This window comes from Terriglobales bacterium, from assembly GCA_035624455.1.
In the GTDB taxonomy this organism is placed as follows: Bacteria; Acidobacteriota; Terriglobia; order Terriglobales; family Acidobacteriaceae; genus DASPRM01.
Map to the genome: position 1 here is coordinate 1 of DASPRM010000134.1, position 19,114 is coordinate 19,114.

Consider the following 19,114-nt stretch of genomic DNA (forward strand, 5'->3'; position numbering starts at 1 on the left):
TCATACCCAGTCTCTGTTCATCCTAGCCGTGCGTTTGTATTGGGGATGGCAGCTGGCGCAGAGCGGTTGGGGCAAGCTGGGCAACATAGACAGAGTAACGGGTTACTTTGAGAGTCTGAATGTGCCGATGCCGCATATGACCGCGGTGATGGTCAGCTCGCTCGAGGTGGTTGGAGGAGTCTTGCTCTTCATGGGCCTCGGCTCAAGGTTGATTGCCATTCCGCTCACCTTGAACATGCTCGCTGCATACTATTTCGGAGATCGGGAAGCGTTGTTTTCGATTCTCAAGGAGCCTGGCAAGTTTTATGCCGCAGATCCCTACACATTCTTGTTCGCGTCGGCATTGGTTTTGGTCTTTGGGGCGGGAGTATTTTCTCTCGATTACCTTCTGTTCCGACGATCAGGGGCGAAGCTCGCGCAGCGTCAGATTGCGTCTGAAGCAGAATCGGCAATCGCATAAAGGGCCACAAGGCCTCTGTCACGACAGCAAGACCGATCGTTCACTGGGTTTCCATGTTTTGCTTACGGGCCCCGCAGCGTTTCGTCGCTTGCACGGATGGGTAACTAACTATGCTCAGGGAAAGCGGTTCCCGTTCTGCTCTAACCGCGATGTTTCTTGTAATCGTTTTCATCAGCACGAAGCGGTAAAGCTGTCCTCGGGCTGCAATCCGTTTGCGATCCGTTTGTCCTCCTACCAGTGCTTTTCATGTACTTCCATGCCATCCGTAGCTCTGCATGTCGTTGAATTTGCGTTTTCACGCGGATTCGATTCCTTCTGCGCGCGCCAATTTTTCAAGAAGTTACCGAACACGCAATCCGCGCTGCGATGATTTCCCAGGTCTCGAAAAAGCGCGAGACCTGGGGCACCCGGCAGACTCTGCTCAGCGGTGCAACTGCCCCACTCAAGCCAACAGAGGACTTGAGTGAGTGTGCCACCCATCCAACTTTCAAAGTTCAACCAGTCAGAGTTTCTGGTAGTTGCTGTTTTGGACTGCGATCGTCAATTGTTTGCTGACACCGTTAATGGTCTCCCCGGACACGTGGTTCGGTCCGCCGGGGATAGCACTAAACTGAACCGACACGTTGACAGCATCACTCGGATTGTCCAGGTAGGAGGCAATCGATATGCTCGCGAGGTCTTTCTTGGCGCCGTCTATCAGGAGGCTCATCTTGTCGCCGCTCTTAACGTAGTTGGAGATGACCAGTGAGTATTCGCCGGAAGCACCCGGCGCTGGCCCAAGCGTGATGTTGCCCTGCTGACGTGCTTGCTCCAGCAGTTCCTTCTCAGGAGGAACGTACTGCTGGATCAGAGCCTTGATCTGGTCGGCGTACTCCTTGTACTCTTCCTTCTTCTTTTCAACCACGTGCTCCTTGAGGCGACCTTGCCGCCTTCCACCGCCACTCTCGGAGGACGCTTGCGCTGGGGGATCAAGTGACGTTTTCTGCGGTTTGCCGTCGGGGCCCAGCCGAACCTGGAAGTGCTCCTGTTTTTTCTGCTCGCCTTTCAAGCTGATGGTGACTGTTTCTACCCAGGTATATTGCGCCAGGGCTTGCTTGTTCCTGGCGGACGCCTCCTTGATCTGAGCGACTTTCTGTTGCAATTCCGGATTTTGGCCGGCGGCCAGAGCAGTAAAGCATCCGATCAGGAAAAGTACAAATGAGACGAAACTGATCCAACTCTTTCGCATGGCGATTCCCTTTCGCGAGTCGCGCTGAATCCAGGTGTCTATTTTATTTGGGTGGGTAATTCTTCAACAACTTCTCCATCGCCTTGTTCAGATTCTTCTGGTTCTTCTCTTGGCTACTCTTAGGATCGATGGTCTTGGTAGCGTTTCCCTGCCAAACCAGCTGCTTCGTCGCCGGGTCATACATATCCAGAACCAGAGTCCCGACGTTGATGGTGGAGCTGGTAGCAGACGCCATCCCACCCCAGCGGAGGCCGCCACCCATGCCGTATCCGTTCCACTGCTTCTCCTGATCGACAGCGACTTGATAGGCGAGATAAAGATCAGCCTTATCGCCATCGGTCTTGGTCATACCCTTGGACGCCAGTTGCGAGTCAACCGCCTGCTTGATCTGGGCGTCCACGATCTGATTAGGATGCGCTCCGCCTTCGATATTGACCCACTTGTAGTTGTGGTATTTCGAGAAGTCCGTTCCAGGCATGTAGTTGGTACGCACATCTTGCGCTTGTGACGCCATGCACGCGAGGAGGGCGACTACGAGCAGAGTTAGTGTGATTCGACATCCTTGCCGCATTGCAATGCTCCTTCTTGCTATTGGAAGTATGGCGGAACGGTAACGTCCGATGGTTTTCAAGGAGGCTTCTAAGAGCACGATGAGCTGCCTATCCTCCCCGACGTGACATGCTTCCACCGTCACAGCATCTAAACAGCGCAGGAAAAGTATCAAGAAATGACGTATCGTTAGAACTGGCAGAACTGACAGTTCTCCTCTCCAACCCAGTCTGAATAGTGTTTCAGCTTCCAGTCATTCAGCACGACCGCGCCGAGTGTTTGCTGAATTGTGCGATACTTTGCTAGCCCGCGGTGATCATTACATGCATCGGGCAAATCTCATCTCTTGTTGTCAGGCCCAAGACCGGCTCGGCGATGTCTACGCAAAGCCGGGCGAGCGGGCACCCAAAGCCATTCTGAAGGTGGTGAATTCCGGAGAGTTCTCGAGCGACCGCACTATTTCTGCATATGCTGCGGATATATGGAAGGCGGAGCCATGCCCGATACCCTGAAAACAAAGCCAGCAGCAAGCGCACCCGGCATCCCGGCAATTTCGGCCCTGGCCGGCAAGCCGGCTCCGAAAGAGATGCTGATTGACGTCGGGCAGCTCGAAAAAGAGTACTTTGAGCGTCAGCCCGACCTGAGCGATCCGAATCAACTGGTGAGCTTCGGCACCAGCGGACATCGCGGGTCCCCGTTGCAGGGTACTTTCACCGAAGCCCACATCCTGGCGATCACGCAGGCGATTTGCGACTACCGTCGCACGCAGAGGACCGACGGCCCACTGTACATGGGGAAGGATACACACGCACTGTCCGCCCCCGCGCAGCGCACAGCGCTTGAAGTTCTCGCCGCGAACAACCTGGACACGGTCATCCAGCAAGGAGATGGTGTAACTCCGACTCCCGTCATCTCGCGGGCTATTCTGGTTTACAACCGAAATCGCAAACAACATCTTGCCGACGGCATTGTCATCACGCCCTCGCACAATCCTCCGGAAGATGGCGGCTTCAAATACAACCCGCCCAACGGCGGCCCGGCTGATAGCGACGTGACACGCTGGGTTCAGGACCGCGCCAATGAACTGTTGCGGACACGAAATACAGAAGTGAAGCGCGTTCCTTTTGACCAGGCGATCCGCGCTGCGACAATACACCAGGAAGATTTTGTTCTGCCTTATGTTCGCGATCTCAGAAATGTCGTGGACATCGATGCCATTCGCGGCGCCCACCTCAAACTTGGCGTCGATCCTCTTGGCGGAGCTGCCCGTCCGTATTGGGAGCCGATCAATTCGATTTATGGATTGGATATCACCGTCGTCAATCCAACCCTTGACCCGACCTTCTCGTTCATGACAGTGGATCACGACGGCAAAATCCGCATGGACTGCTCCAGTCCGTACGCGATGGCAAGGCTCGTGAGACTGAAAGACCAGTACCAGGTGGCTTTTGCCAACGATCCTGACTCGGACCGCCACGGAATTGTCACTCCTGTTGGCGGGTTGATGAACCCGAACCATTACCTCGCGGTGGCCATCCAGTACTTGCTCACACACCGCCCACAGTGGCATCCGGACGTCGCGGTTGGAAAAACGCTTGTCAGCAGCAGCATGATTGACAGAGTCGTCCAGAAGCTCGGCCGTCAGCTGCGCGAGGTGCCAGTAGGGTTCAAGTGGTTCGTATCCGGACTAGTGGACGGCTCCTTTTGTTTCGGCGGAGAGGAGAGCGCGGGCGCAAGTTTCCTTCGGCTTGACGGCACCGTGTGGACGACCGATAAGGATGGCCCAATCATGGACCTGCTGGCAGCCGAAATCACCGCCCGCACCGGAAAGGATCCCGCTGAGCACTACCGGGAACTGACCGCAGAATTTGGGACGCCGTTCTACACGCGCATCGACGCGCCAGCCACGCCTGAACAGAAGGCAAAATTGCAGAAGCTCTCGCCCGAAGCGGTCAAGGAATCGGAACTGGCAGGCGAGTCCATCATTGTCAAGTTGACTCGGGCGCCGGGAAATCAAGCTCCCATCGGTGGTCTGAAAGTTGTGGCCAAGAGCGGCTGGTTTGCCGCCCGGCCCTCCGGCACAGAGAACATCTACAAGATCTACGCGGAGAGCTTTAAGAGCGAGTCGCATTTGAGTGCTCTTGTGAGCGAAGCTCAGGAAATGGTGAATGCGGCGCTGGATTGAGCAGGCCATGCTCCAGGCAGTATCGGTTCTGCGGCCGCAATGCGCCGTTGTGGGGTTTCTGAAGTAAGTCGTCCTATTACTCAGCAACCGGGGTCGAGGCTGGTCATATTCTCGCTTGGGTTGACGACTGGTCGTCGGCCTCGATCAGCCGAGTGGCAATAGCGAACAGCGCGCTCACAGAGATGCCACACATCAGCACGCCGGTAATACTCTCTACCGCGCCTAGCGCGCGCCAGATCCGCGGGAGAACAACGTCCCCGTAGCCGACGGTCGAATAGCTGCTGGCTGAAAAGTAAAAGGAGGACTCCCAGGATGGAAGACAACGCCAGCGGTAGAAGGCAGCCCACAGCACAATCTGCAGGATGTGCAAAATAACTATCGCAGTTGTAAACCGAATCATCAGCAGGCTAGCGCGCCACGGACCCAGGCCGTTGAGGCCTCGCGCAATAGAGGCTCGCGCCCAGTGAATAAGCACCCCCATACCCGCGCACTGCAATAACAACGTCGCAGTCACGAGAATCACTGCAGCAATGGCTTGGAAGCCAAAGGTCATCGACTCCGTCATCGGTTTCACGCCAGAGTGCGAGCTCCCTCTCCCCATGCAACCGTCTCTTTCCTGGTTGCGTGCAGACTCCAATTCTGACAAGCAACTCAAGTTCCAAGCAAGAATTGCGCTGAGCCGTTCTCGTGCTCAAGCCGCACTGGCACCAGAGAGACTCTGACCGAGCCATTGGGCTTGGGGCATTTCGGGGTTCGGCCCTGAGCGGCTCGCAGCTGTTTCTCGATCGATGATGCCGTACATCACTTTCCAGAAGTGCCCCCCTGACGGCGCGGTGACAACAATCTGGCAAGTGACGGGCTCAAGTCGAAGGGGCTCTACCGCAGGGGGCGGCTTCTAACCTTTTGTCCCAGTACGATCTACAGGGGTCGTGGGCGTACTGACACTGACTGGAACCCTGGATGCATAAGGCAATTGGACGGTTTCCGCGAATGGCAAGCCTGTTGGGGGCCTCAGGAACCCATGCATCCAGAGGGATGAATGGAAAGAAGACTGACAATAATGCTCCTTGTTCCAGCGATTGTTGCTTTGATGCTTGCGTCAGGCCCCCGGTCTCTCGCCCAGGAGTCGGCCTCGCAACCGGGCAGGAGGTTGCGACCGCCCAGCCGCTCCGCGATCTATAACGACACTGCATCGGCTCCTGGTCCAGACCTTCAATTGTTGGAAAGAGACCTGAGCTCACAAAAAAAGCAGATTGTTGCGGCAAACATGAATCTCACGGATACCGAGGCAGAGAAATTCTGGCCGGTGTACGACCGCTATGCTGCGGATTTGGCAAAGATCTACGAGGCCAAATTAACTGTTGTTGATGAGTATTTTCAGAACTACCAGACGATGAACGACGATCAGGCCGAAACTTATCTTCGCCGCCGCGCCGCGGTGGAACAACAAGTCATGCAGCTGAGGTTGAAATATCTCCCGGAATTTCGAAAAGTGCTGTCCAGCCGGGAAGCCCTCTTGTTTTTTCAGATCGACTGGCGGCTTGATCTGATGATCAACCTGCAACTCACACCAGCGCCCCTGATAGATCCATAGCCTCCTCCACCAGCAGGGTGCAGCGCTGGTGTTCGGCTGGTTTGGTTCGCAGGAAAACACTCGATAGCAGACACAGGAATGGTTATGCAGACTTTGATCGCTATGTTCAATTTAATTTTTGGTTGCCATCACCGCCGGCTAAGTCGCGTCTTCACCATCGACCGACGAACTTACCGCGTGTGTTGCAACTGTGGACGGAAGTTCGCTTATTGCCTGGAAAAGATGGCCTTGCAGCGCAGTTTCGTGTAGGAGCGACAATGGACATACATGAAAAGCGTCCACTGCTGATCTCTCGTGGTTGGATTCAGGCGGCAGTGATTGTCCTGATTTTCGGCTTCTTCATCATGGGTGTGCTCACTTACTACACCTACAACGATGAACCACCCATACCGAATGCCGTGAAGGACACGAATGGAGCAACCCTCTTCACTCGTGCCGACATCATGGGAGGCCAGCAGATCTTTTTGAGCAACGGCCTGATGGAGTACGGCTCCATTTTTGGCCATGGTGCGTATCTGGGTCCGGATTTCACCACGGAATATCTACATCGCGCCGCGCTATCCAGCATCAACTTCTACGGCGGAGCAGATTCCGATAGGGCACGCAGCCGCACCATAGAAGACTTCAAGACGAATCGGTATGACAGTACCACGGGCACTCTGGTTTATACGGATGCGCAAGCTCATGCCTTCAACGAGTGCCGAGATTACTATTCATCTTTCTTCGGAGAGCCGACCACAAAGCACGGTTTGAGGCCGAAGGCCATTCAAGATCCGGAAGACATTCGCAAACTGACTGCATTCTTCAGTTGGTCTGCGTGGGCGGCCTCCACCGCCCGCCCCGGCCATCCTTATTCTTATACCAATAACTGGCCTCCGGAGCCGCTGGTGGACAATCATGCTACCGCCGACTCCATTGTGTGGAGCGTGCTTTCACTGATTGCGCTTCTGGGCGGAACAGGTTTGCTGCTTGCAGTGTTTGGCCGCTGGAATCTGTTGGGATGGCATGGACGCGAGCAGCAGACGATGTCATTTCGCGCTCCCGACGAGGTGTTGCTCACTCCCGCTCAAAAGGCGTGTGCCTGGTTTTTTTTCATTATGGCCGCATTGTTCGTGGTTCAGACCCTGCTGGGGGGAGCTACGGAGCACTACCGGGCTGACCTGCAGACTTTCTTCGGAATTGACCTCGGACGGCTGCTTCCTTTCAATGTTGTTCGGACGTGGCACTTGCAACTGTCGCTCTTCTGGATTGTCACTTCCTACCTTGCCGCGGGAATTTTCCTGACTCCGATGATTGCGGGCCGCGAGCCTCGTGGACAAAAGCTGCTGGCGTACGGATTACTTGGCGCTCTGGTGATTGTTGTAGTCGGAAGTCTGCTAGGAGAATTTGCCGGAATCCAGGGTTTCATTCGTAATCCATGGTTCGGCCATCAAGGATTCGAGTATCTCGATCTTGGGCGTGTCTGGCAGGTATTACTGACCGTCGGCTTACTGTTTTGGGTTGTGATCCTCTATCGCGGTCTGCGCAACCGGCTTTCTCTCGAGCATGGAGGGAATCTGCCGTGGGTGTTTTTCTTTTCAGCGCTCTCGATCCCCGCCTTTTACGCTGTTGGTTTGCTTGCCCACCCCGGCGGACATTTCACCACGACAGACTTCTGGCGTTTTTGGGTCGTGCATCTGTGGGTCGAGGACTTCCTGGAGCTGTTCACAACCATTCTTGTTGCCTACATCTTCGTGCTGCTGGGCGTAGTTCATGAGCGTGTCGCTTTGCGCATGATCTATCTGGACATCATTCTGTATTCTGCAGGCGGGATCGTCGGCACAATGCATCATGTGTACTTTTCCGGCGAGCCTGCTCTGCACATGGCGCTGGGAGCTTTCTTCTCGGCGGCGGAGGTCATTCCTCTCACCTTCCTTACGCTCGAGGCCTGGAGCTTCCTGCAATTGGGGACCGTGCAAGGTGTGAAGTCCAAAACAGCATTTCCGCATTACTGGGCCGTGATGTTCCTCGCTGCTGTCGGTTTCTGGAACTTTCTTGGCGCCGGAGTATTCGGCTTCCTCATCAATCTACCGATAGTGTCCTACTACGAAATCGGGACTGCCCTAACGGCAAATCACGGTCATGCGGCGATGATGGGGGTTTACGGAATGCTTTCGATAGGTCTTGCGGTCTTCTGTTTGCGTTACATCACCCCGCAAAAATATTGGTCTGACAAGGCAGCGCAGATCAGCTTCTGGTCCCTCAACCTTGGGCTGGCATGGATGGTCTTTGCGACACTATTTCCACTAGGCATCCTGCAGCTCTATCACGCCATCAGCGTGAGCTATTATGACGCGCGGACGCTGAACTACATTGGCAGTCATGCCAACTCGATACTGGAGTGGCTGCGCATGCCCGGTGACATCGTTTTCATAGTGGGAGGAGCACTGCCGATACTTTATTTGTCTTACCTGGGAGTTCGCCACATGCGCGCCGGCACTACGAGCGAAGAACCCAGAGACCTCCTCTTCACCGACGTCGTTGTCCCGGTACAGGCTGTTCGAGAGCAGGTTTTCAAGGAGCGGGAGCGCTAAGTGGTGGCCAGTGTGCCTCTGGAATGTGTTTTGATGCTGGGATACGCTGTGTTTCTTGCCGCAGTCGCATTTCTGCTGGAGTGGGCGGCTCGTCATGCGCACCGGCGAAGCGTGGCTGCGAGCACCGCGGGTTTCAGCTATCATGCCGAGCACGACATCTGGAAGTGTCCGCGGGACCAGCACCTGTTCCCAGTTTTTTCAGATTCGGCAAAGGGCAAGGTAATTTATCGCGCGCCGGCAGAGGCCTGTAATGCCTGTCCGAGCAAGGCGGCCTGCACCGATTCCAGCCATGGTCGCGAGATTGAGCGGAGTAATTCGAGCCAATTGGAACACGGCATGAAGAGATTCCATCGCGCCGTGTCGCTGACTCTCTTCGTGCTGGCCAGTCTGATCCTTGTTATCGAGCTTTTTCGAACCGGCGGCTTCTATGCAAGAATTGTACTGGCATCGACCCTGACGATGTTTTGTATTTTGATTCAACGCTTGGCATCGAGACTAGCAAGCTTGCCTCCCAGGTGAGGCTAGCGACGACCGCAGCATATTTTTTGGCTTTCGCCTGTGGCAGGAAGAAAGCGAGGCGTACTGATTGACCCAACCGGAGACATTCCAAGTAACCAGAGCACAGGAGAGGATAAGGACATGGCAGCACGAGCACAAGTAATCACCAGCCACCCAGCGGCCCAACAGGCCTGGAAAGATCTCGAGGCTCATCACAATAAGATTGGGCAATTACATCTGCGGCACCTGTTTGCCGAGGATCCAAAGCGCGGCGAGCGCTTCACTGCCCAAGCCCTGGGCCTTTATCTCGACTATTCAAAAAATCGAATTACTTCCGAGACCGTCAAGTTGCTCATCACGCTTGCCGAGGAATCTGGCCTGCGAGATCACATTGACGCCATGTTCCGGGGAGACAAAATCAATATTACGGAGAACCGCGCGGTTTTGCATGTGGCCCTGCGTGCACCGCGAGACGCCTCCATTGAGGTGGATGGCGAAAACGTTGTTCCGAAGGTGCATGCCGTGCTCGATCGTATGGCGGATTTTGCAAACCGGGTGCGAAGCGGCGCATGGAAGGGACACACCGGCAAGCGCATTCGCAACGTGATAAATGTCGGCATCGGCGGTTCTGACCTGGGTCCGGTCATGGCCTATGAGGCTCTGAAGTACTACAGCGATCGAAGCATGACCTTCCGCTTTGTATCCAATATTGACGGAACCGATTTTGCCGAAGCCGTTCGGGACCTGGATCCATCGGAAACACTCTTCATCATTTCGTCGAAAACCTTCACTACGTTGGAGACGATGACCAATGCCCAGACCGCGCGTGCCTGGGCACTGGCGGGATTGGGAGGCGACGAAAAATTGGTCGCAAAGCATTTTGTCGCGGTTTCCACCAATGAGTCAGAGGTGGAGAAATTCGGCATCGATACCGGCAATATGTTCGAGTTCTGGGACTGGGTTGGCGGCCGCTACTCGATGGACTCGGCCATCGGCCTGTCGACCATGATCGCCATTGGTCCCGATAATTTTCGCGCGATGCTCAGTGGCTTTCACCAGATGGATGAGCATTTCCGCACAGCGCCTTTCGAGATGAACCTGCCCGTGCTCATGGGACTGCTGTCGCTCTGGTACAACGACTTCTTCGACGCCCAGACGGTTGCCGTGTTGCCGTATGAGCAATATCTGAAGCGTTTTCCCGCCTATCTGCAGCAGTTGACGATGGAGAGCAACGGCAAGCATGTGACGCTCCAGGGCACCCGGGTCACGCACGCCACTGGACCCATCTACTGGGGTGAGCCGGGAACCAACGGCCAGCACTCCTTCTATCAGTTGATCCATCAAGGAACCAGGCTTATCCCTTGCGACTTCATTGCATTTGCGCAGCCGCTCAACAAGCTTGGCCGCCACCACGACATGCTCCTGGCGAACGTCTTCGCCCAAACTGAGGCCCTGGCGTTTGGCAAGACCCCCGAACAGGTCAAGGCCGAGGGCACGCCGGATTGGCTCGTTCCGCATCGCGTATTTGAGGGCAACCGTCCGTCGAACACGATCCTGGCTGAGCGACTGTCGCCGGAGACGCTGGGCAAACTGGTAGCGTTGTACGAACACTCCGTATTCACTCAGGGCGTAATTTGGAACATTGATTCCTTCGACCAGTGGGGTGTTGAATTGGGTAAGGTTCTGGCACAGCGCATCATTCCTGAGCTTGAGAGCAAAGCAGAACCCAAGCTCGCGCATGACAATTCAACCAACAGCCTGATCACGTATTACAGGAAGTTGAAGCAGACAGCATGAAGGCTCCCGGCTCTGACCAGCCCTTGTGCCAGCGTCTTGCGGACCTGGCCAATCTTGTTTCACTGAGGAGATAACGATGCAGCTTGGAATGATCGGTCTTGGAAGGATGGGCGCCAATATGGTGCGGCGGCTCATAAATAAAGGACACAACTGCGTGGTGTTCGACAGGGCGCAGCAAGCGGTGAGTGAACTGGTGAAGCAGAAGGCAACCGGCGCCGCTTCTCTCGCTGAGTTTGTCAAGAAACTCGAAAAACCACGCGCGATTTGGCTGATGGTACCGGCCGCCGTGGTGGACCAGACCATTGCTGACCTTCTACCTCTTGTCGAGGCGGGAGACATCCTCATCGATGGCGGCAATTCCTATTATGTGGACGATCTCCGGCGTGCAAAGCAACTGGTTCCGCGCAAGATTCATTATGTCGATGTGGGCACCAGCGGCGGTGTGTGGGGACTGGAGCGAGGCTACTGCATGATGATTGGCGGGGAAACCGAGGTCATCAAGCGGCTGGATCCAATTTTTGCCACACTCGCTCCTGGCGTGGGCGACATTCCACGTACACCTGGCCGGGAAAAAGTTGACGGCACCGCCGAGCAAGGCTACTTGCACTGCGGTCCGAACGGGGCCGGCCATTTCGTCAAAATGGTGCACAACGGAATCGAGTACGGAATTATGGCGGCATACGCGGAGGGGCTGAGCATCTTGCGCTCCGCCAACGTCGGCAAGCAAGGACAGGAAGCAGCCGACGCTGAAACCACGCCGCTGCGCGATCCCGAAGAATATCAGTATGACCTGAACCTGCGCGACATCGCGGAGGTGTGGCGCCGCGGAAGCGTGATCGCGTCGTGGCTGCTTGACCTCACGGCCAACGCGCTGATGCAGGATCCGAGTCTTTCTAATTTTGCCGGACGCGTTTCCGATTCTGGCGAAGGGCGATGGACGATTAAAGCGGCCATTGATGAAGCGGTCCCGGCACCGGTTCTGACCACTGCACTCTACGAGCGGTTCAGTTCGCGAGGCGAGGCTGACTTCGCCAACAAACTCCTGTCCGCGATGCGATATCAATTCGGCGGACACCTGGAGAAATCTGAAAGCAAAATTACAGCGGCTTAAGGAGATTACGGTGAACAAGTCACACTCAGACGCGCTGGTTTTTTTCGGCGCCACCGGCGATTTGGCCTACAAGAAAATCTTCCCTGCATTACAGGCGATGGTGAAGCGAGGTCATCTCGACGTGCCGGTGGTCGGCGTGGCCAAGGCTGGCTGGAATCTTGGGCAGCTTCAGGCGCGGGCACAGGATAGTCTCGAGAAGCACGGTGGAGTCGATCCCGCGGCTTTTGAGAAGCTCCGTTCCTTGCTGCGCTATGTCGATGGCGACTATAACGACCCTGCTACGTTTGTGGAGCTGGGCAAGCAACTCAGAGGGGCGCAGCGGCCGGCACACTACCTGGCGATTCCACCTACGCTGTTCGAGGTCGTGCTCGAGGAGCTTGTGCACTGCGGCTGCACGACAGACGCCAGGATCATCATCGAAAAGCCGTTCGGCCATGACCTGGAATCGGCGCAGCATCTGAACAAGGTTCTGCTGCGAAAGTTTGATGAAAGTTCGATTTTCCGGATCGACCATTACCTGGGCAAGCGGCCCGTGCACAACATGGTCGTTTTTCGCTTCTCGAATGCCTTCATGGAAGCGTTCTGGAACCGTAACTATGTTGAGAGTGTGCAGATAACCATGGCAGAGGATTTTGGAGTCCAGGGCCGGGGCGCGTTTTACGATCAGACGGGCGCGATTCGGGATGTTATTCAGAATCATCTGTTCCAGGTGTTATGCAATCTGGCCATGGAAGCTCCGGTCAGAATGGACAGCGAGTCGATCCGCGATGAGAAAGTAAAGGTTCTGAAGGCCATTCCTCCGCTGGAAGAGAAGGACGTCGTTCGCGGGCAATTTCGCGGATATCTCGACGAGAAAGGAGTGGCGCCGGACTCGAAAGTGGAGACGTTTGCTGCGGTTCGATTGGAGATTAACTCCTGGCGCTGGCAGGGAGTGCCGTTTTACATCCGCGCAGGCAAAAACTTGCCGGTAACGAGCACGGAAATCGTCTGCCGGCTGCGCAAGCCTCCCTCCATAATACCGGCGGAGGTTGTGCATTCGAATTATTTGCGTTTCAGGATCAGCCCAGACGTGACAATCGCCATGGGGATGACGGTGATGGCTCCTGATGACAAATTCCTCAGTCGGCCTGCAGAAATGGTGGCAAGCCAACAGCAGAACGCAGAAGAGATGGATGCCTATGAACGGGTGCTGGGAGATGCAATGGCCGGGGACGCCACTCTATTCGCAAGAGAAGACTATGTGGAAGAAGCATGGCGCATTGTCGATCCATTGCTGAAGAACGGCTCATCTGTCTACCAATATGAGCCAAAGAGTTGGGGGCCAACGGAGGTAGTCAGAGTGACTCCCGCAGGAGGCTGGCAAAACCCCGTCGTTGTCGAAGAGAAACCAGCTATTACCAGCCAGGCCGCTTGAGAAACTATTTGGGATTCAAGCAGGGAATTTCACACGAAGATCGATGTGTTCGTTAACAACGAGTCCACGGCCAGACGAGGAGCTTGGGTGCGGATTGTCCGGACAACCCGCACCCCTTGGTGAAGTTAAGGCACGATGAGACCGTTCCTCACCCAACCTTTTCAGCTACCTGGGACAGCGCGTACTCTTCCAGCTTCTGCGCATCAGCATTAAATTTGCGGATGCCTTCGGCCAACTTCTCGGTCGCCATCGCGTCTTCGTTGTGCATCCAGCGGAAGCCCGCTTCCGTGAGGTGCAGGCGCTCATCTTTGCTCGCGTGAGCTGTGGCCGGATCGAGCCTCCGCTGTAGAACGCCCTCCGTTTTCTCCAGTTGGTCAAGAAGTTCGGGGCTGATGGTCAGCAGATCCGAACCTGCCAGCCGTACGATCTGGTTCACATTGCGGAAACTCGCGCCCATGACCTGGGTCTTGTAGCCATACTTCTTGTAATAGTCGTAGATGCGCGTGACCGAAGCAACGCCGGGATCCTGGTCTGGGTCAATCTCTTTGCCGCCCTGCTCCTTCTTGTACCAGTCGTAAATGCGACCGACAAAGGGCGAAATCAACGTGACGCCGGCTTCCGCGCAGGCGGCGGCCTGGGCGAAACTGAAAAGAAGCGTCAGGTTACAGTGGATGCCTTCTTCCTCCAGCTCAGCTGCTGCCTGAATTCCTTCCCATGTGCTGGCAATCTTGATGAGGATGCGCTCGCGCGACACGCCCTTCTTCTCATACAGCGAGATGAGTCTGCGTGCTTTGGCAACCGTCTCAGGAGATTCGAAGCTCAAACGGGCCGCGACCTCAGTCGAGACTCGGCCAGGGATTACTTTGAGAATCTCGTATCCAAACAGAACAAAAAGTTGATCTATGAACTCCCCCGCCATTTCGGAGTGGTCGCCGCCGTGCTCCAGCGCCAGGTCCGTGGCTTCTTCCACAAAGTGCTTGTAAACAGGCATCTGAGCGGCGTGATAAAGAAGCGAAGGGTTGGTAGTCGCATCTTGTGGGCGGTGACGGGCAATGGCCTCGATATCCCCCGTATCCGCTACAACCGTGGTGTATTGTTTTAGCGAATCCAGTAGCGTCATTGTTGTCTCTCCCTCTTAAGGATACCTGTAAGTCGGACGGTGTGGCCAGCCTCTGTCCCGGGAACCAGCTGCTAATGACACTATACTAAGTGGCAACGCACGTCTCCGAATGAGGAGAAACTTCAATGAGCGCGACTATGGATCGCGTGCATCAAATAAGGACGACTGCACTACTTCTCCAGAGTGTCGATAATTGTTGTACGACTACGGTTGTATTTCGCAAGATGTACTGAAACGTTATGCCGGTGGTCTCAATTACGCGCTTGCGGGTACGTTCCTGGCGGTATCTTCTACCATTTGTCTTCTACGCCCTGCGCGCTTACCGGCAGGCCAAAAATTCCCAAGGCAACCTGGCTGTGTCCTTGCTTCGTGAGGCTGACCGTACGTTCTGGACCCGCACTGTCTGGACAACAGATTCCGCAATGAAGGATTTCATGTTAGCTGGCGCGCATCGGCAGGTGATGCGAAAGCTCCTCGAGTGGTGCGACGAAGCCGCTCTGATCCATTGGGATCAGGAAAGCGACCGCGAGCCTGACTGGGACGAAGCCCATCAAAGGCTGCAGGCAGGAGGGCGACGCTCGAAGGTGAACCACCCATCTCCTGCTCACGAGAGCTTCCAAATCCGGCCACCGGTATATCAGCGCGCCAGTCAAACCTGAGACACGGACCATTGCCGGATTCACCGGCGATAAAGCCATCCGAAAACTCCCGCCGCCACGATGAGCCAAGAGGAATTGATTCGGAAGGTCAACAACAGCACTGCGCTGACGATTGCAATGACGAGGGTTGGAACGTCGATGATCGCTGCCCGTCCAAGCTGCCAGGCTACTACTCCCATTAAGGCGAGCGATCCCACTACCACTCCGTCCAGCATGGAGGAAGCAATCTTGGATCGGCGGATCCTCGAGATGAGAAATCCGCTAATCGCGACGAAGATGAAAGCGGGTGCAAAGATTCCCACCGTGGCAGCGATCGCACCCGGAGCTCCTCCGATGACGTAGCCGATGAAGGTGGCGGTTGTGAACACCGGCCCCGGGGTTATTTGGCCCACCGCGACCGAATCCAGCAACTGTCTCTCGGTCAGCCAATGCAGACGGTCGACGAGATCCGCTCGAAGAAACGCCAACAGAACATACCCGCTCCCGAAGAGCACGGCACCGATCTTTGCGAATACCAGAAACAGTCGCCACAGTCCGAACGGAGCTGCAGCTGTGGCAAAGCCGCCGAGAACGCGTGCCGGGCTTATTTGGGCGAAGAGAAACGATGCAACGCGCCCTCGAGTCCTCAGTTCCCGATAAGTAATGGGTGCCGCTGCCAAGCCGGCAGCGATGACGAGCGTGAGGATCTCGTGAACACGCGTCGCATACAAAACTGCAGCAACAATCGCCACGGCAGCGAGCCACTTCGTTCTTGCTGCGGTTCGTCCGAGCTTCCAGAAGGCCTGCACCACGATGGCGATGACCACCGGCTTCAATGCGTAGAGCACCCCGTTTACTTGCGGCAGGGTGCCATATCGCACATACGCCCAGGCAATTGCGCCAACCATGATGGCAGCCGGAAGGATGAAGGTGCACCCCGCAACCAGCAGACCCGGCCAGCCCCGTTTCTCGTAGCCGATGAAGATGGCCATCTCAGTCGAGCTCGGCCCAGGGAGCAGGTTGGCCGCTGCAAGACGATCCAGAAACTGCTCTCGGGTTAGCCATCGGCGGCGCGAGACGAACTCGTCCTCCATCATTGCAATGTGAGCCGCCGGCCCGCCGAAGGCGATGGTTCCCAGTTTCAGAAACGCCAGGGCCACTGACTTCAGTGACACCTCTCCCACCGTCTGAGCGAGGGACGGACGTGTGACGGGAAGGGGTTCACTCATCCAGCGCTCCCGTGAGGAGCGATGTATTTGAGGATGCTCTGTGTTAAGAAGGTTAGCCCGACCGCAAGGCGAACAAACAGAATGGAACGCGATTGGCAGGCTGGACGAATCACTCTTGAACACAACGGCTGATGGCTCTCGTGCATGGCTTCACCGCGCTGCAAGGATTGTATTACAATCGAATACCGATAACGAATTTCGTTATGACACATTCAACCGTAGCGGATCAGGGCCTCTACTCAGGGCTTATACGGCTGCACATTCTGCACCACGCAGCTGAGGAACCCATCTTTGGTCTGGGCATGATTGAAGAACTGGCGCGTCACGGCTACCGCTTGAGCCCGGGAACCCTTTATCCAATCGTCCACGGGCTGGAGAAAAAGGGGCTGCTCCGCTCGAAAAGACGGCGCGTTAATGGCAAAATTCGGCGTGTCTATTCCGCCACCCCAAGGGGGCAGAAAGCTCTTCGAACCGCAAAACAAAAAGTCCGTGAGTTGTTCGGTGAACTGTTCGAACGTTAAGGAGTGCAGGACTCATGAGCTTTTCCCGACGTAATTTCCTCAGAGCGGCAAGCGCCTTGGCGGGTAGCGCGCTAGTGCCCCCAACCTTGGCCAACCATGGCATCGCCGAAAAAACTTTCAGAGCCCCCCAGAACCAGGGTGCAGCCGACCACACCATCAGAATCGCCGCCGCGCCGGTGGAGATCGCGCCGAAGAAGATTATTTCGATTACCACGTACAACAGCCAATTTCCGGGGCCGCTGCTGCGCCTTAAGGAAGGACAACGAGTTGTTGTAGACCTGGTGAACGAGACTGACACGCCCGAGCAACTGCACTGGCATGGTCAGCTTGTTCCCGTGGACGTAGATGGCTCGGCGGAAGAGGGGACACCGTACATTCCGGCCCATGGGCAGCGTCGCATTTCATTCGTCCCTCAGCCTTCAGGTTATCGCTTCTACCATACGCACAACCGTGCGGGCGCCGACCTCTCCGCCGGCCAGTACAGCGGGCAAGTCGGGCAGGTTTACATCGAGCCGAAACATGAGCCGGGGAACTATGACCGAGAGGTATTCCTGGTTTTGAAGGAATTCGAGCCGACTTTCAGCCGCGGTGGTGACATGCCCCAGGATGTCTTATCGCCGGCGGCCAAGGTGAAGGAGTTGGAGGAGAAGGGCGAGTCGGCAATGAAGGCGTCACTCGCCAAGGGCATGCCGCGGGGATACGAGATCGGCTACGCCTCTTTCACCGTCAATGGCCGCATGCTTGGGCATGGAGAGCCTATTAAAGTGAAGCCAGGGCAGCGGGTACTGTTTCACGTGCTGAATGGGAGCGCCACTGAGATCCGCAGCCTGGCATTACCGGGACATACTTTTCTCGTCGTGGCTCTTGACGGAAATCCGGTACCGAATCCGGCGAGGGTTCCGTTTTTGTGGCTGGGGACCGCCGAGCGGGTCTCCGCCATCGTGGAGATGAACCATCCGGGAGTCTGGATCATGGGCGACACCAGCGACGATGATCGGCGCCACGGGATGGGAGTTGTGGTGGAATACGCGAATCGTGCCGGCAAAGCCCAGTGGGTCGCGCCACCGAAATTCCGTTGGGACTACACCAAATTTGCAAAGCCTGGGGCCACCGCTCATGTGCCCGACGAGACCTTTGAAATGACGTTCGCAAAGGACAACGCTGCTCTGGAAGGATTCAACCGATGGACGATTAACGGTGTGGCGTATCCGATGACGAGCACAATGGCAGCGCCTGCATTTCACCTACGCGAGGGTCGGCGGTACCGCGTGCACATGCGCAACGAAAGCGACGACGTCCATCCCATTCATCTCCACCGACACGTGTTTGAACTAACAAACATGATGGGAGAGCCGACGGTGGGCGTGATGAAGGACGTGGTCATGCTGGGCGGATATCAGGAGGTTGCACTCGATTTCGTGGCCAACGATCCCGGCATGACGCTATTCCATTGCCACCAGCAGTTGCACATGGACTTCGGATTTATGACGCTGTTCGATTACGTGTGACCAGGCCTTGAGTGCGCGCTCGAATGACAGACATGCCGAGATCGGAATTGTTCGACCCGGGAGACTCGGAAGGCGGCCGCTCGCCGAGGATTCCCCATATGGTCCGGTTTTCTGCTCGCAGCAAAAAACAATAGTGCGGCCTTGAGAAAGTATCACATTAGATATATTCTAAAAAAGTTATGGACTCGGAGGGGATCAAGCGGTCCTTCGACAGCAGTGGGCTGCGATGCACACCGCAGCGCTACGCGGTGATGGCATTCCTATTGGAATGCCACCGGCATCCCACAGCTGCGGAAATTTTCGAAGCCGTGAATCGCGTGGATCCGCGCTCTTCCAGGGCTACAACTTATAACAACCTGCGGGACTTGGTGCAGGCGGGTTTGGTGCGGGAAGTGCCCGTTGAGGGCCGGGCTGCGCGATTTGAGGCGAAAGGCATGCGGCATCACCACTTCATCTGCGACCGCTGCGGCAATGTTGAGGACGTAGAATGGTACGGAGTGCCCAAGCCTGGCGCGGGCTCCCTCGGTAAGCGGCTGGTTCGCGAATGCGAACTCATGTTCCGGGGTCTGTGTGCGAAGTGCGCCCGGCGGCGTGCTTCCGGTTAAGTTGGTACGGGTTTGAATCGGTGTCGCGCTGCCTGAATCCCGGCCGGCAGCAAGTGTGTGAATCCGAAGGCCGGAATGGGTTCC

The 19,114-nt window shown here is 56.1% G+C and carries 17 protein-coding genes; 12 read left to right on the top strand and 5 right to left on the bottom strand.

All coding sequences use genetic code 11. From position 1 onward, the window contains the following. Positions 1-460: DoxX family protein (locus VEG30_15060; GenBank protein HXZ81246.1), on the top strand; the 460-nt coding region annotated here is incomplete at its 5' end. 502 nt (positions 461-962) lie between these two features. Here the strand turns inward: VEG30_15060 and VEG30_15065 are convergent. Then, a complete protein-coding gene (locus tag VEG30_15065; GenBank protein HXZ81247.1) occupies positions 963-1,688 on the bottom strand; it encodes a hypothetical protein in 726 nt (241 codons plus the stop codon). 43 nt (positions 1,689-1,731) lie between these two features. After that, positions 1,732-2,259: a DUF4136 domain-containing protein gene (locus tag VEG30_15070; GenBank protein ID HXZ81248.1), complete on the bottom strand. Its 528-nt coding sequence runs from the start codon at positions 2,257-2,259 to the stop codon at positions 1,732-1,734. 474 nt (positions 2,260-2,733) lie between these two features. Here VEG30_15070 and pgm point away from each other — a divergent pair, with 474 nt between their 5' ends. Beyond that, entirely contained in the window at positions 2,734-4,422 is a 1,689-nt protein-coding gene (gene pgm, locus VEG30_15075; protein HXZ81249.1) for a phosphoglucomutase (alpha-D-glucose-1,6-bisphosphate-dependent), read from the top strand. A 103-nt stretch (positions 4,423-4,525) separates the two neighbouring features. Here the strand turns inward: pgm and VEG30_15080 are convergent, their stop codons facing one another. Next, positions 4,526-4,987 (bottom strand): ion channel, encoded by a 462-nt coding sequence (locus VEG30_15080; protein ID HXZ81250.1) that lies wholly within the window; start codon positions 4,985-4,987, stop codon positions 4,526-4,528. Positions 4,988-5,689: 702 nt separating this feature from the next. On the opposite strand from VEG30_15080, the gene VEG30_15085 reads away from it, so the two are divergent. From VEG30_15085 to zwf, 6 genes are all read left to right on the top strand, one after another. Further along, positions 5,690-6,016, top strand: coding sequence for a hypothetical protein (locus VEG30_15085; protein HXZ81251.1), 327 nt, complete (start codon positions 5,690-5,692; stop codon positions 6,014-6,016). A 257-nt stretch (positions 6,017-6,273) separates the two neighbouring features. Then, positions 6,274-8,589, top strand: coding sequence for a cbb3-type cytochrome c oxidase subunit I (locus VEG30_15090; protein ID HXZ81252.1), 2,316 nt, complete (start codon positions 6,274-6,276; stop codon positions 8,587-8,589). Continuing rightward, positions 8,590-9,108, top strand: a complete 519-nt coding sequence (locus VEG30_15095) for a hypothetical protein (protein HXZ81253.1) — start codon at positions 8,590-8,592, stop codon at positions 9,106-9,108. It begins immediately after the preceding gene. Between the two features lie 120 nt (positions 9,109-9,228). Further along, positions 9,229-10,884, top strand: coding sequence for a glucose-6-phosphate isomerase (gene pgi, locus VEG30_15100; protein ID HXZ81254.1), 1,656 nt, complete (start codon positions 9,229-9,231; stop codon positions 10,882-10,884). 76 nt (positions 10,885-10,960) lie between these two features. Then, entirely contained in the window at positions 10,961-11,995 is a 1,035-nt protein-coding gene (gene gnd, locus VEG30_15105; GenBank protein ID HXZ81255.1) for a decarboxylating 6-phosphogluconate dehydrogenase, read from the top strand. A 10-nt stretch (positions 11,996-12,005) separates the two neighbouring features. After that, positions 12,006-13,409, top strand: a complete 1,404-nt coding sequence (gene zwf / locus VEG30_15110) for a glucose-6-phosphate dehydrogenase (protein ID HXZ81256.1) — start codon at positions 12,006-12,008, stop codon at positions 13,407-13,409. A 148-nt stretch (positions 13,410-13,557) separates the two neighbouring features. Here the strand turns inward: zwf and tal are convergent, their stop codons facing one another. Beyond that, positions 13,558-14,529 carry a transaldolase gene (tal, locus tag VEG30_15115; protein ID HXZ81257.1) on the bottom strand — a complete coding sequence of 324 codons (972 nt, stop codon included), beginning with the start codon at positions 14,527-14,529 and terminating at the stop codon, positions 13,558-13,560. A gap of 239 nt (positions 14,530-14,768) precedes the next feature. On the opposite strand from tal, the gene VEG30_15120 reads away from it, so the two are divergent. Continuing rightward, a complete protein-coding gene (locus tag VEG30_15120) occupies positions 14,769-15,188 on the top strand; it encodes a DUF3291 domain-containing protein (protein HXZ81258.1) in 420 nt (139 codons plus the stop codon). A 20-nt stretch (positions 15,189-15,208) separates the two neighbouring features. Here the strand turns inward: VEG30_15120 and chrA are convergent, their stop codons facing one another. Next, positions 15,209-16,396: a chromate efflux transporter gene (chrA, locus tag VEG30_15125; GenBank protein HXZ81259.1), complete on the bottom strand. Its 1,188-nt coding sequence runs from the start codon at positions 16,394-16,396 to the stop codon at positions 15,209-15,211. Positions 16,397-16,599: 203 nt separating this feature from the next. Here chrA and VEG30_15130 point away from each other — a divergent pair, with 203 nt between their 5' ends. From VEG30_15130 to VEG30_15140, 3 genes are all read left to right on the top strand, one after another. Beyond that, entirely contained in the window at positions 16,600-16,917 is a 318-nt protein-coding gene (locus VEG30_15130) for a PadR family transcriptional regulator (GenBank protein ID HXZ81260.1), read from the top strand. 14 nt (positions 16,918-16,931) lie between these two features. Then, complete coding sequence (locus VEG30_15135) at positions 16,932-18,425, top strand: multicopper oxidase domain-containing protein (GenBank protein ID HXZ81261.1); 1,494 nt, start codon at positions 16,932-16,934, stop codon at positions 18,423-18,425. A 179-nt stretch (positions 18,426-18,604) separates the two neighbouring features. Next, on the top strand, positions 18,605-19,030 hold the full coding sequence (locus VEG30_15140) for a transcriptional repressor (protein HXZ81262.1): 426 nt from the start codon (positions 18,605-18,607) through the stop codon (positions 19,028-19,030). Positions 19,031-19,114: the final 84 nt, after the last annotated feature.

Coding starts and splice junctions, on each gene's coding strand:
- VEG30_15065 (HXZ81247.1), bottom strand. CDS start 1,688: ATGCGAAAGAGTTGGATCAGTTTCGTCTCATTTGTACTTTTCCTGATC.
- VEG30_15070 (HXZ81248.1), bottom strand. CDS start 2,259: ATGCGGCAAGGATGTCGAATCACACTAACTCTGCTCGTAGTCGCCCTC.
- pgm (HXZ81249.1), top strand. CDS start 2,734: ATGCCCGATACCCTGAAAACAAAGCCAGCAGCAAGCGCACCCGGCATC.
- VEG30_15080 (HXZ81250.1), bottom strand. CDS start 4,987: ATGACGGAGTCGATGACCTTTGGCTTCCAAGCCATTGCTGCAGTGATT.
- VEG30_15085 (HXZ81251.1), top strand. CDS start 5,690: ATGAATCTCACGGATACCGAGGCAGAGAAATTCTGGCCGGTGTACGAC.
- VEG30_15090 (HXZ81252.1), top strand. CDS start 6,274: ATGGACATACATGAAAAGCGTCCACTGCTGATCTCTCGTGGTTGGATT.
- pgi (HXZ81254.1), top strand. CDS start 9,229: ATGGCAGCACGAGCACAAGTAATCACCAGCCACCCAGCGGCCCAACAG.
- gnd (HXZ81255.1), top strand. CDS start 10,961: ATGCAGCTTGGAATGATCGGTCTTGGAAGGATGGGCGCCAATATGGTG.
- tal (HXZ81257.1), bottom strand. CDS start 14,529: ATGACGCTACTGGATTCGCTAAAACAATACACCACGGTTGTAGCGGAT.
- VEG30_15120 (HXZ81258.1), top strand. CDS start 14,769: ATGCCGGTGGTCTCAATTACGCGCTTGCGGGTACGTTCCTGGCGGTAT.
- chrA (HXZ81259.1), bottom strand. CDS start 16,396: ATGAGTGAACCCCTTCCCGTCACACGTCCGTCCCTCGCTCAGACGGTG.
- VEG30_15130 (HXZ81260.1), top strand. CDS start 16,600: ATGACACATTCAACCGTAGCGGATCAGGGCCTCTACTCAGGGCTTATA.
- VEG30_15135 (HXZ81261.1), top strand. CDS start 16,932: ATGAGCTTTTCCCGACGTAATTTCCTCAGAGCGGCAAGCGCCTTGGCG.
- VEG30_15140 (HXZ81262.1), top strand. CDS start 18,605: ATGGACTCGGAGGGGATCAAGCGGTCCTTCGACAGCAGTGGGCTGCGA.